Annotated in this window: 15 protein-coding genes; 13 read left to right on the forward strand and 2 right to left on the reverse strand. The window is 63.1% G+C overall.

The annotated features are described in order from the left end of the window. Positions 1-2: 2 nt before the first annotated feature. From trmD to F6X62_RS14600, 9 genes are all read left to right on the forward strand, one after another. A complete protein-coding gene (gene trmD, locus F6X62_RS14560) occupies positions 3-755 on the forward strand; it encodes a tRNA (guanosine(37)-N1)-methyltransferase TrmD (RefSeq protein WP_153773961.1) in 753 nt (250 codons plus the stop codon). Positions 756-797: 42 nt separating this feature from the next. Further along, positions 798-1,148: a 50S ribosomal protein L19 gene (gene rplS, locus F6X62_RS14565; protein ID WP_023629812.1), complete on the forward strand. Its 351-nt coding sequence runs from the start codon at positions 798-800 to the stop codon at positions 1,146-1,148. 137 nt (positions 1,149-1,285) lie between these two features. Further along, complete coding sequence (locus tag F6X62_RS14570) at positions 1,286-1,699, forward strand: acyl-CoA thioesterase (RefSeq protein ID WP_063543306.1); 414 nt, start codon at positions 1,286-1,288, stop codon at positions 1,697-1,699. 148 nt (positions 1,700-1,847) lie between these two features. Further along, positions 1,848-2,744, forward strand: coding sequence for a site-specific tyrosine recombinase XerD (gene xerD / locus F6X62_RS14575; protein WP_054895088.1), 897 nt, complete (start codon positions 1,848-1,850; stop codon positions 2,742-2,744). Between the two features lie 154 nt (positions 2,745-2,898). Continuing rightward, positions 2,899-3,660, forward strand: a complete 762-nt coding sequence (locus tag F6X62_RS14580) for a DsbC family protein (RefSeq protein ID WP_153773962.1) — start codon at positions 2,899-2,901, stop codon at positions 3,658-3,660. Positions 3,661-3,742: 82 nt separating this feature from the next. Beyond that, positions 3,743-5,047, forward strand: coding sequence for a homoserine dehydrogenase (locus tag F6X62_RS14585; protein WP_054895086.1), 1,305 nt, complete (start codon positions 3,743-3,745; stop codon positions 5,045-5,047). 52 nt (positions 5,048-5,099) lie between these two features. After that, positions 5,100-6,509 (forward strand): threonine synthase, encoded by a 1,410-nt coding sequence (gene thrC, locus F6X62_RS14590; RefSeq protein WP_153773963.1) that lies wholly within the window; start codon positions 5,100-5,102, stop codon positions 6,507-6,509. Between the two features lie 187 nt (positions 6,510-6,696). After that, on the forward strand, positions 6,697-7,137 hold the full coding sequence (locus tag F6X62_RS14595) for a response regulator (protein WP_153773964.1): 441 nt from the start codon (positions 6,697-6,699) through the stop codon (positions 7,135-7,137). A gap of 78 nt (positions 7,138-7,215) precedes the next feature. Next, entirely contained in the window at positions 7,216-7,497 is a 282-nt protein-coding gene (locus F6X62_RS14600) for a DUF3509 domain-containing protein (RefSeq protein ID WP_153773965.1), read from the forward strand. A gap of 136 nt (positions 7,498-7,633) precedes the next feature. Here F6X62_RS14600 and F6X62_RS14605 read toward each other — a convergent pair whose 3' ends face one another. Both F6X62_RS14605 and F6X62_RS14610 read right to left on the reverse strand, forming a co-directional pair. Beyond that, positions 7,634-8,506: a TIGR02285 family protein gene (locus F6X62_RS14605; protein ID WP_153774045.1), complete on the reverse strand. Its 873-nt coding sequence runs from the start codon at positions 8,504-8,506 to the stop codon at positions 7,634-7,636. Positions 8,507-8,526: 20 nt separating this feature from the next. After that, positions 8,527-9,726, reverse strand: a complete 1,200-nt coding sequence (locus F6X62_RS14610; protein ID WP_153773966.1) for a CaiB/BaiF CoA-transferase family protein — start codon at positions 9,724-9,726, stop codon at positions 8,527-8,529. Positions 9,727-9,889: 163 nt separating this feature from the next. Between F6X62_RS14610 and F6X62_RS14615 the strand changes: the two genes are divergently transcribed. The 4 genes from F6X62_RS14615 to F6X62_RS14630 all read left to right on the forward strand — a co-directional run bounded on the left by F6X62_RS14615 (position 9,890) and on the right by F6X62_RS14630 (position 14,269). Continuing rightward, positions 9,890-10,432 (forward strand): YaeQ family protein, encoded by a 543-nt coding sequence (locus F6X62_RS14615; protein WP_054895081.1) that lies wholly within the window; start codon positions 9,890-9,892, stop codon positions 10,430-10,432. 29 nt (positions 10,433-10,461) lie between these two features. Further along, positions 10,462-12,171, forward strand: coding sequence for a single-stranded-DNA-specific exonuclease RecJ (gene recJ, locus F6X62_RS14620; protein WP_112897571.1), 1,710 nt, complete (start codon positions 10,462-10,464; stop codon positions 12,169-12,171). A 149-nt stretch (positions 12,172-12,320) separates the two neighbouring features. After that, positions 12,321-13,427 (forward strand): NADH:flavin oxidoreductase/NADH oxidase, encoded by a 1,107-nt coding sequence (locus F6X62_RS14625; protein ID WP_054895079.1) that lies wholly within the window; start codon positions 12,321-12,323, stop codon positions 13,425-13,427. 116 nt (positions 13,428-13,543) lie between these two features. Further along, positions 13,544-14,269, forward strand: a complete 726-nt coding sequence (locus tag F6X62_RS14630) for a tellurite resistance TerB family protein (protein WP_063543314.1) — start codon at positions 13,544-13,546, stop codon at positions 14,267-14,269. The last annotated feature ends 45 nt before the right edge of the window (positions 14,270-14,314 follow it).

Consider the following 14,314-nt stretch of genomic DNA (forward strand, 5'->3'; position numbering starts at 1 on the left):
CGATGGGTAACCTTCGAGTAGAAGTCGTCACGTTGTTCCCCGAGATGTTCTCGGCCATCACGGAGTACGGCATTACCAGTCGTGCGGTGAAACAGGGGTTGCTGCAAGTGACCTGCTGGAACCCACGGGACTACACCACTGATCGCCACCACACGGTGGATGATCGGCCGTTTGGCGGTGGTCCGGGCATGGTGATGAAGATCAAGCCTCTGGAAGACGCCCTGGCCAGTGCCAGGCAGGCAACCGGAGCATCGGCGAAGGTGATCTACCTCTCGCCACAAGGCTGCAAGCTGACTCAGCAGGCGGTCAAAGGCCTGGCCGAACAGGAATCGTTGATCCTGATCGCCGGTCGTTATGAAGGCATCGACGAGCGTTTTATCGAAGCTCATGTCGATGAGGAGTGGTCGATTGGTGACTATGTACTTTCCGGTGGCGAGCTGCCGGCCATGGTACTGATCGATGCGGTTACGCGGCTGCTGCCCGGAGCTTTAGGGCATGTGGACTCGGCGGAGGAAGACTCCTTCACCGATGGTCTGCTGGATTGCCCGCACTACACCCGACCTGAGGTGTATGCGGATCAGCGTGTACCCGACGTGTTGCTAAGTGGCAACCATGCACACATCCGGCGTTGGAGAATGAAGCAGTCCCTTGGTAGGACCTTCGAACGACGCGCCGATCTTCTGGAAAGTCGCTCGCTTTCTGGAGAAGAGAAGAAGCTGCTCGAGGAATACCTCCGCGAGCGGGACGATAGTTAACGTATCGATGGTGGATCGAGTTATCCATCTTAGGAGCACAGCATGACCAACAAGATCATCCAGCAGCTCGAAGCCGAGCAGATGAGCAAGGAAATCCCGACCTTCGCACCAGGCGACACCATTGTCGTTCAGGTTAAAGTGAAGGAAGGCGATCGCTCGCGTCTGCAGGCGTTCGAAGGCGTTGTTATCGCCAAGCGTAACCGCGGTCTGAACAGCGCTTTCACCGTGCGCAAGATCTCCAGCGGCGTTGGCGTAGAGCGTACCTTCCAGACCTACAGCCCACAGATCGACAGCCTGGCCGTGAAACGTCGTGGTGACGTGCGTAAAGCCAAGCTGTACTACCTGCGCGACCTGTCCGGCAAAGCCGCTCGCATCAAGGAAAAACTGTCCTGAGTGCAGTTTGACCGGTGGCTTCGGCCACCTTGCGAGAGAAAAAGCAGCCTTCGGGCTGCTTTTTTGCATTCTGTGGTATTGGTGTTGCCTGCTTCGCGGGTCGCTCCGCTGCCATTCCCTTGCAATGTGAGTACCCCATGACCACCACCCCAAGAGATCAGGAAATCCAGCGGCGTACCGAGCTGTCGATCACTCGCGTGACCAAGGCCGTTTTCCCCAACACCACCAACCACCACAACACCTTGTTCGGCGGCACCGCGCTGGCCTGGATGGACGAGGTGTCGTTCATCGCCGCTACGCGTTTCTGCCGCCTGCCGCTGGTGACCGTGTCCACTGACCGCATCGACTTCAAGCACCCGATCCCGGCGGGCTCGATCGTCGAGCTGGTTGGCAGCGTGATCAAGGTGGGCAATACCAGCTTGCAGGTACAGGTCGATGTGTTCGTCGAGAACATGTACCTCGACGGCCGCGAGCGTGCGATTCATGGGGTTTTCAGCTTCGTCGCCATCGACGAGGACAAGCGGCCGGTGCCAGTACTGGCCCAGGCCTGAGTTCTCCAGTGCGCGCCCTTTCGCGGGGAAACCCACAGGTGCTACGCGATCCCTGTAGGAGCGGGTTTACCCGCGAAGAGGCCGATACAGACAACAATTATGCGTCTGTGAAACACTAGCCCACTTTCAACACCCAGCAGCCCTCCGAATGCCCGCCCTGGACCACCCCCTGATCGATCAGTTTCTCGATGCCCTCTGGCTGGAAAAAGGCCTGTCCGACAACACCCGCGTTTCCTACCGCAGCGACCTGGCCCTGTTCAATGGCTGGTTGCAGGAGCGTGGCGTGACGTTGCCCGATGCAGGTCGCGATTCGATCCTCGACCACCTTGCCTGGCGCTTCGATCAGGGTTACAAGCCGCGTTCCACTGCACGTTTTCTCTCTGGAGTGCGTGGTTTTTATCGTTATCTGCTGCGGGAAAAGCTCATAGGTGTCGACCCGACCTTGCAGGTCGATATGCCGCAACTGGGTAGGCCTTTGCCCAAGTCCCTGTCTGAAGCGGATGTCGAAGCGTTGCTCAAGGCGCCGGACCTGGCCGAAGCCATCGGCCAGCGCGACCGCGCCATGCTCGAGGTGCTCTACGCCTGCGGCCTGCGGGTCACCGAGCTGGTGAGCCTGACCCTCGATCAGGTCAACCTGCGCCAGGGCGTGCTGCGGGTGATGGGCAAAGGCAGCAAGGAGCGCCTGGTGCCGATGGGCGAGGAGGCGGTGCTGTGGATCGAGCGCTACCTGCGTGACGGCCGGGCCGAGCTGCTCAACGGGCGCCCCAGCGATGTGCTGTTCCCCAGCCTGCGGGGCGAGGAAATGACCCGCCAGACCTTCTGGCACCGCATCAAGCATCACGCCCGCGTGGCGGGGATCGACAAGCCGCTGTCACCGCACACCCTGCGCCATGCATTCGCTACGCATCTGCTCAATCACGGGGCCGACCTGAGGGTGGTGCAGATGCTGTTGGGGCACAGCGACCTTTCCACCACGCAGATCTACACCCACGTCGCCAAGGCACGTTTGCAGCAGTTGCACGCCCAGCACCATCCGCGTGGATGAATGATTTTCATGTTCCGCCCGGCGGCCATCAGACAGTGATTTCGCTGCGGCCTGATGTGGTAGGCTTGAGCGGTTTGCACCAGGGACCGCCCGGTCGCCGCGATTTTTCCGCAGGCGACGTCCTCCGGTCCCCGTCCGCCTTCAGGAGTACCCCATGCGCGTGACCCAGATTTTTGCCGCCGCCGCCCTGGCGCTGGCCAGTACCTTTGCCGTTGCTGCGGCCACCGACGTCACTGCCGGTGCCGAGCAGGCCATTCGCAACACACTCAAGACCCTGGAATTGGAAGTACCGATCGAAAGCGTCGCCAGCAGCCCGGTCGGCGGCTTGTACGAAGTCAAGCTGCAGGGCGGTCGCGTGCTCTATGCCAGCGCAGACGGCCAGTTCGTCATGCAGGGCTACCTGTACCAGATCCAGGATGGCAAGCCGGTCAACCTGACCGAGAAAACCGAACGCCAGGGTATCGCCAAGCTGATCAACGGCATTCCTGCGGCTGAGATGGTGGTTTACCCGGCCAAGGGCGAAACCAAATCGCACATCACCGTGTTCACCGACACGACCTGCCCGTACTGCCACAAGCTGCACGCCGAAGTGCCAGAGCTGAACAAGCGCGGTATCGAAGTGCGCTATGTCGCCTTCCCGCGCCAGGGCCTGGGCTCGCCGGGTGACGAGCAACTGCAGGCCGTCTGGTGCTCCAGCGATCGCCGTGCGGCGATGGACAAGATGGTCGACGGCAAGGAAATCAAGGCGGCCAAGTGCGCCAACCCGGTCAGCAAGCAGTTCCAGCTCGGCCAGTCGATCGGTGTCAACGGCACGCCAGCGATCGTGCTTGAAAGCGGCCAGGTGATCCCGGGCTACCAGCCGGCACCGCAGGTGGCCAAGCTGGCCCTGGCCGGCCAGGCGCACGCCGCCAAGTAATTCATTCAATACGCCGTCGTCATGGGGTGACGGCATGTTTCACGGTCGGCGCAGGTGCCGGCCGTTCAATGGGGAGTTCACAGTGAAACCGGTCAAAGTAGGCATCTGTGGGTTGGGGACCGTCGGTGGCGGTACCTTCAATGTACTTCAGCGCAACGCCGAGGAGATTGCCCGCCGTGCCGGGCGCGGTATTGAAGTGGCTCAGATTGCCATGCGCTCGCAGAACCCGAACTGCCAGATTACCGGTACCCCCATTACCGCTGATGTGTTCGAAGTCGCGACCAACCCCGAAATCGACATCGTCATCGAGCTGATCGGTGGCTACACCATTGCCCGCGATCTGGTGCTCAAGGCCATCGAGAACGGCAAGCACGTGGTCACCGCCAACAAGGCGCTGATTGCCGTGCACGGCAACGAAATTTTTGCCAAGGCCCGTGAAAAGGGCGTGATCGTGGCCTTCGAGGCGGCAGTTGCCGGCGGTATCCCGGTGATCAAGGCGATCCGCGAAGGCCTCTCGGCCAACCGCATCAACTGGTTGGCCGGGATCATCAACGGCACCGGCAACTTCATCCTCACCGAAATGCGTGAAAAGGGCCGTGCCTTCCCTGACGTGCTGGCCGAAGCCCAGGCGCTGGGTTACGCCGAAGCCGATCCGACCTTCGACGTCGAGGGCATCGATGCTGCGCACAAGCTGACCATCCTGGCCTCCATCGCCTTTGGTATTCCGCTGCAGTTCGACAAGGCCTACACCGAGGGCATCACCCGCCTGACCACTGCCGATGTCAACTACGCCGAAGCCCTGGGCTATCGCATCAAGCACCTGGGCGTGGCCCGCCGTACCGCCGACGGCATCGAGCTGCGCGTGCACCCGACGCTGATCCCGAGCGACCGCCTGATCGCCAACGTCAACGGCGTGATGAACGCGGTGATGGTCAACGGTGATGCTGCAGGGTCTACGCTTTATTACGGTGCCGGTGCCGGCATGGAGCCGACCGCTTCGTCGGTGGTCGCCGACCTGGTCGACGTGGTGCGTGCCATGACCTCCGACCCGGAAAACCGCGTTCCGCACCTGGCCTTCCAGCCGGATTCGCTGTCGGCGCACCCGATCCTGCCGATCGAGGCTTGCGAAAGTGCCTACTACCTGCGTATCCAGGCCAAGGATCACCCAGGCGTGCTGGCCCAGGTCGCCAGCATCCTGTCCGAGCGTGGCATCAACATAGAGTCGATCATGCAGAAGGAAGCCGAGGAGCAGGACGGCCTGGTGCCGATGATCCTGCTGACGCACGGCGTGGTCGAGCAGCGTATCAACGATGCTATCGTCGCCCTTGAAGCCCTGCAGGATGTGGTCGGCAACGTCGTGCGCATCCGCGTCGAACAGCTCAATTAATTCAGCGGCGGGCCGCGACGGCGGCCCGCGCCCAGAACCGAAGGTTTGCACAATGCGCTATATCAGTACTCGCGGCCAGGCGCCGGCCCTGAATTTCGAAGACGTCCTGCTGGCTGGCCTTGCCAGTGATGGCGGCCTGTACGTGCCGGAGAACCTGCCGCGCTTCACCCAGGAAGAGATCGCGTCCTGGGCCGGCCTGCCGTACCACGAACTGGCCTTCCGGGTGATGCGCCCGTTCGTCACCGGCAGCATCGCCGACGCCGACTTCAAGAAGATCCTGGAGGAAACCTACGGTGCCTTCGCCCATGCCGCGGTGGCGCCGCTGCGCCAGTTGAATGGCAACGAGTGGGTGATGGAACTGTTCCACGGCCCAACGCTGGCGTTCAAGGACTTCGCCCTGCAACTGCTCGGCCGTCTGCTCGACCACGTGCTGGTCAAGCGTGGCGAGCGCGTGGTGATTGTCGGCGCCACCAGCGGCGATACCGGTTCTGCCGCCATCGAAGGCTGCCGCCGTTGCGACAACGTCGACATCTTCATCCTGCACCCGCACCAGCGTGTGTCGGAAGTTCAGCGCCGGCAGATGACCACCATCCTCGGTGACAACATCCACAACATCGCCATCGAAGGCAACTTCGACGACTGCCAGGAAATGGTCAAGGCCAGCTTCGCCGATCAGTCCTTCCTCAAGGGCACTCGCCTGGTGGCGGTCAACTCGATCAACTGGGCGCGGATCATGGCCCAGATCGTCTACTACTTCCATGCAGCACTGCAGTTGGGCGGCCCGGCGCGCTCGATCGCGTTCTCGGTCCCGACCGGCAACTTTGGCGACATCTTTGCCGGTTACCTGGCACGCAACATGGGCCTGCCGATCAGCCAACTGGTGGTGGCCACCAACCGCAACGACATCCTGCACCGCTTCATGAGCGGCAACCAGTACGTCAAGGATGCCCTGCACCCAACGTTGTCGCCGTCGATGGACATCATGGTCTCGTCCAACTTCGAGCGCCTGCTGTTCGACCTGCACGGTCGCAACGGCGCAGCGATCGCCGAGTTGATGGCCAACTTCAAGCAAGGTGGCGGTTTCAGCGTGGAGCAGGATCGCTGGACCGAGGCGCGCAAGCTGTTCGACTCCCTGGCGGTGAGCGACGAGCAGACCTGCGAGACCATCGCCGAGGTGTTCAAGGCCACCGGCGAAGTGCTTGATCCGCACACCGCAATCGGCGTCAAGGCCGCTCGCGAGTGCCGTCGCAGCCTGGACACGCCGATGGTGGTGCTGGGCACCGCGCATCCGGTCAAATTCCCCGAAGCGGTGGAGAAGGCCGGTGTCGGCAAGGCCCTCGAGTTGCCGGCGCACTTGAGCGACCTGTTCAGCCGCGAGGAGCGTTGCACGGTCCTGGCCAATGACCTGAAGGTGGTCCAGGCCTTCGTCAGCCAGCACGGCAACCGAGGCAAGCCGCTGTAATACGCGGCACTCGAGAGCATTGGGCGGGGCAAGTCGGAACATCGGCTTGCCCCGTTTGCGTTTGAGCGGTTCTTTTAATTACAGAATCATCCTTCGTCTTTTCAGGCTTTTCCTATTTGAGTCCCTATGCTGCTTTTCTAGAGTGGGCGCCCTGTCCATCAGGGTTCGCAGCCCTCAGGAGCGGCTCATGCACCGGCTCAACATTCTTATCGTCCAGTCTCGTCCCGCCCAGCAGATCGCCCTGCACCAGGCCTGCAATGCCCTGGGGGTTTTCAACGTGCGCATCGCCTGCGATCTGGCCAGCGCCAAGGCAAGCATGGCGCAGATGCAAGCCTTGGACATGCTCATCATCGACCATGGCATGCCGGCGCTGAGCGCCCAGGCACTGTTGAAACACGTGACCCGGCAAGGCCAGGCGCGTGCGCTGCTGTTCGTCGGACATCCCCCTGTGCGCGGCCCTGATCTCGCGGTCGAGGCCCAGCGTCAGGGGCAGTGGGTGGTTGCCCAATTGCCCTGGCCGTTGTCGGTGAGGGGGTTGCAGGCGGCATTGCAGCGGCTGCGTCGGCCGCCGCGCAGGAACTCCGGGCGGGATATCGAAACGGTCATGTTGCCCACGCATGCTCGCTGATACAGGCGCGTGCGGGCGAACTTTCCGAAGTGCCTGGCGGTCAGTTCCGATAGGTCCCCGACAAAGCGAGTACGCCGGATGGAAAGAATCTGCTCCCTGCTCAACGATGCCCTGTCCCCTTATCACACCCGCCTCGACGAAGTAGATGCGCGCGGCAATCGCCAACTCACCTTGCTCGATGCGCAGGGCAACGAGGTGTTGCGCCGCGCCGTGAGTGTGCGCCAGCTACAGGAGCAACGCTTGCTGGTCGATCTGGTCGACGGTCTGCACCGCGACCTGCAGATCGTCGAGGGGCGTCTGCAGCCTTGTGTGATCGCGGCCTTGCAACACCGACATCAACCTCAGGGAACCTTTGCCTGAGTGTCTCGTCAGACTTTATAGGGTGTTCGAACGCTGCTTTGCTCCGGTAGCGTTGGATCGCCGTACAGAGTCCGCTAAAGGGCTTTGAGTTGACCCCGGATGTCTTCCCCAGCATCCGGGGTTTCTTTTGTCTGCGTCATGGCTGGACGTTGGCTGCAGAGGGAAGCTCCTCGACCAGGTGCCGTGTCTGCTCCAGGTACTCTGTGCGCAGTTCGGGGTCGAGCCAGCTGGCGTAGAACTCGGGGAGTACTTCCTGGCGCAGGTGCGGCAACAGCTTGTCGATATGGGCGATGGCTTCGCGTCCCAGTGGCGTGTCGGAGCAGCCCACATGCAGAAACTGGTAGCGATTCGCCCCCTTGATCGGGTGGAACTGGTAGCTGTCCAGCGAGCCGCCCTGCTGCTGGATCAGGTAGCGCACCTCCGGCCAGTAGCCCAGGACCAGTTGCAGGCGCCCCAGTTGCTGCATCTGCAGGAGGTTGGCGGTGGCATCGTTGCCGTAGTGGCGGCTCAGGGTGGTTTCTGGCAACTGGCTCAGGATCTCGTCGACCACGACCCCGTAGCTGCGCTGGGCCACTATTCCCAGCTTCAGGCCTGGTCGTACCAGCATCTGCTTCAGGTCCACAGGCGTGCCTTCCTCGGACTCTTCCAGTAGTCCCAGGTCTGCCTTGCGGATGATCAGCCCGCCACTGAGGATGGGCAGGGAGGGTTGGGAGAAATGCACGAAATGGGCGCGTTCCGGTGTCCATAGCAGGGTCGGGTCGCAGGTGAAGTTGCGTTCCTGGAGCATCTGGATGCCGCGCGCGCGATTTACCCGAAGGATTGTGTGATCGTACTCGGGCATCTGCTCGATGAGCAGAGGCAGCATGCGATCGACCACGCCCTGGCCCTTTTCCTGGCCTTCGAAAATGGTGAACGGTGGCAGGTCGCGTACCAGCCAGGTCAGGCGCTCGCGGGCCTGGCCCTGCTGCCAGGGCAGCAGCAGGACGCAGAGCAGCACAAACATGCGCATCATGCTTGCTCGACGCCCGATCAGACCGCCCCCTGCTCGCGCAGGCGTGCCACCTCGGCAGTGCTATAGCCCAGCCCGGCGAGCAGTGTCGCCGTGTGCTCTCCCAGCGCAGGCCCGACCCACTCCGTGGAGCCGGGTGTCTGCGACAGCTTGGGCACGATACCCGGCATCTTGAAGGGCTTGCCGTCTGGGAGCTTCGCCTGAAGGAACATTTCCCGGGCGAGGAATTGCGGGTCGCTGAACATGTCCTCGGCCGAATAGATGCGGCTGGCAGGCACGCCTGCGTCGTTCAGCGCCTGCATCACCTGTTCCAGCGGCAGGCTGTTGACCCAGCGGTCGATCACCCCGTACAGCTCGTCGCGACGCAGGTCACGGCCATCGTTGCTGGCCAGGGTTGCATCCTCGGCGAGGTCGTCGCGGCCGATGGCCTGCATGAAGCGTTTGAAGATCGCATCGCCGTTGGCGCCGATCTGCACGTGCCGGCCGTCGGCGCTGGTGTGGATGGAGGAGGGGGTGATGCCCGGCATGATGTTGCCGGTGCGCTCGCGAATGAAACCGAACACATCGAACTCCGGCACCATGCTTTCCATCATCGCGAAGATTGCCTCGTACAGCGCCACATCCACCACCTGTCCTTCACCGCCATTGACTTCGCGGTGGCGCAGGGCCATCAGCGCACCAATCACGCCCCAGAGGGCGGCGATCGAGTCGCCGATGGAAATGCCCGTGCGCACGGGCGGACGATCCTCGAAACCGGTGATGTAACGCAGGCCCCCCATGGACTCGCCGACGGCACCGAAGCCTGGCTGGTCCTTCATCGGCCCGGTCTGGCCGAAGCCTGACAGGCGTACCATTACCAGGCGTGGGTTGAGGGCATGCAGTACCTCCCAGCCAAGGCCGAGTTTCTCCAGCACGCCAGGGCGGAAGTTCTCGATCAGGATGTCAGCATCGGCCAGCAATTGCTTGAGGATCTCGCGTCCTTCGGGGTGCTTGAGGTTGAGCGTGAGCGATTGCTTGTTGCGTGCCTGGACGAACCACCACAGCGAAGTCCCTTCATACAGTTTGCGCCACTTGCGCAGCGGATCGCCGCCATCAGGTGATTCGACCTTGATCACCTCGGCGCCGAATTCGGCGCAGATACGCGAAGCGAAGGGGCCGGCGATCAAGGTGCCGAGCTCGATGACCTTCAGACCGGCGAGGGGTTTGGCGGGGGTGGGCATGGTGCGTCCGTGGCGACAGAAAAGAGGCTTGGTTTTATCACAGCTGGTCAATGGCAGATACTGTTGCAAGGCAGAGTCCAGTGCACGCAGATGCGCGACCACCCACCCCAACAAACTCGGATCGGTTAAACTCTGCGACTTTCTCCAAAGAAGCCCCTTTCCCATGGCCCAGCCTTCCACCACCTACAAGTTCGAACTGAATCTGACCGACCTCGACCGCGGCGTGTACGAAAACGTGCGTCAGACGATCGCTCGTCACCCGTCGGAGACCGAGGAACGCATGGCCGTCCGTCTGCTGGCCTACGCCCTTTGGTACAACGAGAACCTGTCGTTCGGCCGCGGTCTGTCGGATGTCGATGAGGCCGCCCTGTGGGAAAAAAGCCTGGATGATCGCATCCTGCACTGGATCGAAGTCGGCCAGCCCGACGCCGACCGTCTCACCTGGTGCTCGCGCCGTACCGAGCGCACCAGCCTGCTGGCCTATGGCAGCTTGCGGGTGTGGGAGAACAAGGTGGTCGGCGCGGTCAAGGGCCTGAAAAACCTGAGCATCGCTGCTGTCCCGCAGGAAGTCCTGGAGGTTCTGGCCACCGACATGCCGCGTACCATCAAATGGGATGTGATGATCAGTGAAGGCACGGTATTCGTCACCGACGACCGTGGCCAGCACGAAGTCCAATTGCAGTGGCTGCTCGGTGAGCGCGGCTGACCTGATCCGATCTGACAGCCGAAGACCCCATGCGTATCGAACCCCGCCCCCTGCCATCGGCACTGCCCTTCCTTGGCAACCTGCCGCCCCTGTTGACCCGGCTGTATGCCGCCCGCGGCGTGCAGAGCGAGTCCGAACTGGACAAGAGCCTGGCGCGCCTGTTGCCGTACCAGCAACTTAAAGGAATCGAGGCGGCCGTCGACCTGTTGGTCGAGGCCCTGGACCTGCGTCAGCGCATCCTGATCGTTGGCGACTTCGACGCCGATGGCGCCACCGCCAGCACCGTAGGTGTGCTGGGGCTGCGACTGCTGGGTGCGGCCCATGTGGATTACCTGGTGCCCAATCGCTTCGAGTACGGCTATGGCCTGACCCCGGAGATCGTGCAGGTGGCGTTGCAGCGTCAGCCGCAACTGCTGATCACTGTCGATAACGGTATCTCCAGTGTCGATGGCGTGGCGGCGGCCAAGGCTGCCGGGCTCAAGGTCCTGGTCACCGACCACCACCTGCCTGGCGAGCAGTTGCCCGACGCCGATGCGATCGTCAACCCGAACCAGCCAGGCTGCACCTTCCCCAGCAAGTCGCTGGCCGGGGTAGGGGTGATCTTCTACGTGCTGATGGCCCTGCGTGCCCGTCTGCGCAGCCTTGGACGCTATGAGACGCAGGCCCAACCGAACATTGGCGAACTGCTCGACCTGGTGGCGTTGGGCAGTGTCGCCGACGTGGTGCCGCTGGACGCCAACAACCGTATCCTCGTGCACCAGGGGCTCGAGCGCATCCGTGCCGGGCGTGCTCGTCCTGGGTTGAAGGCAATTCTCGAAGTGGCGCGGCGCGATCATCGGCGCATCACCTCGACCGACCTGGGTTTCATCCTCGGGCCACGGCTCAACGCCGCCGGTCGGCTGGACGACATGAGCCTGGGCATCGAATGCCTGCTGTGCGAAGACGCCGCCGTTGCGCTGGACATGGCCGGGCAACTGGACGGGCTCAACCAGGATCGCAAGTCCATCGAGCAGGGCATGCAGCGCGAAGCCCTGGCCCAGCTCAAGGACCTGCCGATCGAGTCCATGCCCTATGGCCTGTGCCTGTTCGACCCCGACTGGCACCAAGGTGTGATCGGCATCCTCGCCTCGCGCCTGAAGGAGCGCTACCACCGACCGACCATCGCCTTTGCCGATGCGGGCGAGGGCATGCTCAAGGGCTCTGCCCGTTCGGTGCCGGGCTTCCATATCCGCGATGCGCTGGATGCCGTGGCCGCACGCCAGCCGCACCTGATCAGCAAGTTCGGCGGCCACGCCATGGCCGCAGGCTTGTCGCTGCCTGAGGCTAACTTCCAGGCCTTTGCCGATGCGTTCGACGAAGAGGTGCGGCGCCAGTTGTGCGAGGACGACCTGACCGGGCGCCTGCTGTCCGACGGCACCCTGGCGGTCGAGGAGTTTCATCTGGACCTGGCCCGCGCCCTGCGCAATGCCGGCCCTTGGGGGCAGCATTTTCCCGAGCCGCTGTTCCATGGCGTGTTCCAGATGGTCGAACAGCGCGTGGTGGGGGAGCGGCATCTGAAAGTGGTGCTCAAGAGCGAGTGCGGCTCGGTGAAACTCGATGGGATCGCCTTCGGTATCGACCGCGACGTGTGGCCCAACCCGACGGTGCGTTGGGTGGAGGTGGCCTACAAGCTCGATGTGAACGAGTTTCGCGGCAATGAAAGCGTGCAACTGATGATTGCGCACATGGAGCCGCGCTGACAGAGGGCAGCCCTCAGCGCGGGGCGTCCATCCGGCGGAACCTCCCCCCAGGGTAATCTGGTCTAGTCTCAGAGAAGACCGGTACCGGGCCACGGCCGCACACGAGTGTCCGGGCCGGATCACCATTGGAGTCCTTGGGAGGTCCCCTCATGAGCCTGCTGCTTGAGCCGTATACCCTGCGTCAGCTGACCCTGCCCAATCGCATTGCGGTTTCGCCAATGTGCCAGTACTCGAGCGTCGATGGCCTGGCCAACGACTGGCACCTTGTCCACCTGGGCAGTCGCGCCGTCGGTGGCGCCGGGCTGGTGATCACCGAGGCGGTGGCTGTCACTGCCGACGGAAGAATCACCGCCGAAGACCTCGGGTTGTGGAACGACGACCAGATCGTCCCACTGCAACGTATCACCCGCTTCATCACTTCCCAGGGCGCCATTCCGGGCATTCAGCTGGCGCATGCCGGGCGCAAGGCGAGCACCCATCGTCCCTGGCTCGGCAAGCACGGCAGCGTCAAGGTCGAGGACGGCGGCTGGCAGCCGGTCGGGCCTTCGAAGATCGCCTTCGATCCGGAGCATACGCCGCCGCGCGAGCTGAGCCACGATGAGATCCAGGGTGTTGTCCAGGCCTTCGTCCAGGCCGCCGAGCGTGCCAAGGCAGCCGGGTTCAAGGTCGTCGAAATCCATGCGGCGCACGGCTACCTGCTGCATCAGTTTCTTTCGCCCCTGAGCAACCAGCGGCGTGACGAGTACGGCAGCTGCTTCGAGAACCGTATTCGTCTGACGCTTCAGGTGACCGAGGCCGTGCGTGAGGTATGGCCGCAGGAGCTGCCGCTGTTCGTGCGGGTATCGGCCACCGATTGGGTCGAGGATGGCTGGAACCCAGACGAGACGGTCGAGCTGGCGCGTCGTCTGAGGGCGCTGGGGGTCGACCTGATCGACGTGTCCTCGGGCGGCACCTCGGTCAATGCCGAGATCCCCACCGGCCCGGGTTACCAGACCCGCTTCGCCGAGCGGGTGCGCAAGGAGTCGGAAGTCGCCACCGGCACCGTGGGCATGATCACCGAACCCGCCCAGGCCGAACACATCCTGCGTACCGGTCAGGCCGACCTGATCTTCCTCGCCCGCGAACTGCTGCGCGATCCTTACTGGCCGCTGCATGCCGACGATGACCTGGGTGGCAACAAGGCAACCTGGCCTGCGCAGTACCAACGTGCGACCAGCCGGGCCAATCCGATTCATGAGTCGGATCTGCGGGAGTGATGGATCCGCGTCCCGTTCGACTGGCCGGATGCAACATCCCGAAGCAAATGCGTTAAGGGAGAATTCAGGCTGCGGGCCTACTCTGGAGCTTTCCTATCCGTCCAGGAGTCATCCAGATGAACACCCGTGGTCTGCTCGATCAACTGCTCAAGTCCGGCCAGTCACTGCTGCAGAACCAGCAGGGCAAGGGCGGGGCGGGCAAGGTGCCCGGTCTTGGTGATCTGCTCGGGGGTGGCCAAGGCAAGGGCTCTGGCCTTGGCGGCCTGCTTTCCGGTGCCGGAGGCGGGGCGCTGGCGGCCGGGGCCATGGGCCTGCTGCTGGGCAGCAAGAAGGCGCGCAAGTACGGTGGCAAGGCACTCACCTACGGTGGCCTCGCCGCCCTTGGCGTGCTGGCCTACAAAGCCTATGGCAACTGGCAGGCGCGCCAGGGCCAGGCCCCTGCGCAGGAGCCACAGACCCTCGATCGCCTGCCGCCGGCCCAAGCCGAGCAACACAGCCAGGCGGTGCTCAAGGCGCTGGTGGCGGCGGCCAAGTCCGACGGTCATATCGATGAGCGCGAGCGTGAACTGATCGAGGGCGAGTTCGTGCGCCTGGACAGCGATCGCGAGCTGCAGGCCTGGCTGCATGCCGAGCTGAACAAGCCGCTCGATCCTGCCGAAGTGGCCCGTGCCGCACAGACCCCTGAAATGGCCGCAGAGATGTACCTGGCCAGTGTGATGATGGTCGATCAGGAACACTTCATGGAGCGCGCCTACCTTGACGAACTGGCCCGCCAATTGCGCCTGGACCCGAACTTGCGTGAGGAACTGGAACGCCAGGTACGGGACGCTGCAGCGCAGTGATGTGGCGATTGGCTATTTAATCGGCAGGGATGCCGGAATACTCCG

Source organism: Pseudomonas sp. MNR3A (assembly GCF_009650575.1).
GTDB classification, from domain to species: domain Bacteria; phylum Pseudomonadota; class Gammaproteobacteria; order Pseudomonadales; family Pseudomonadaceae; genus Aquipseudomonas; species Aquipseudomonas machongensis.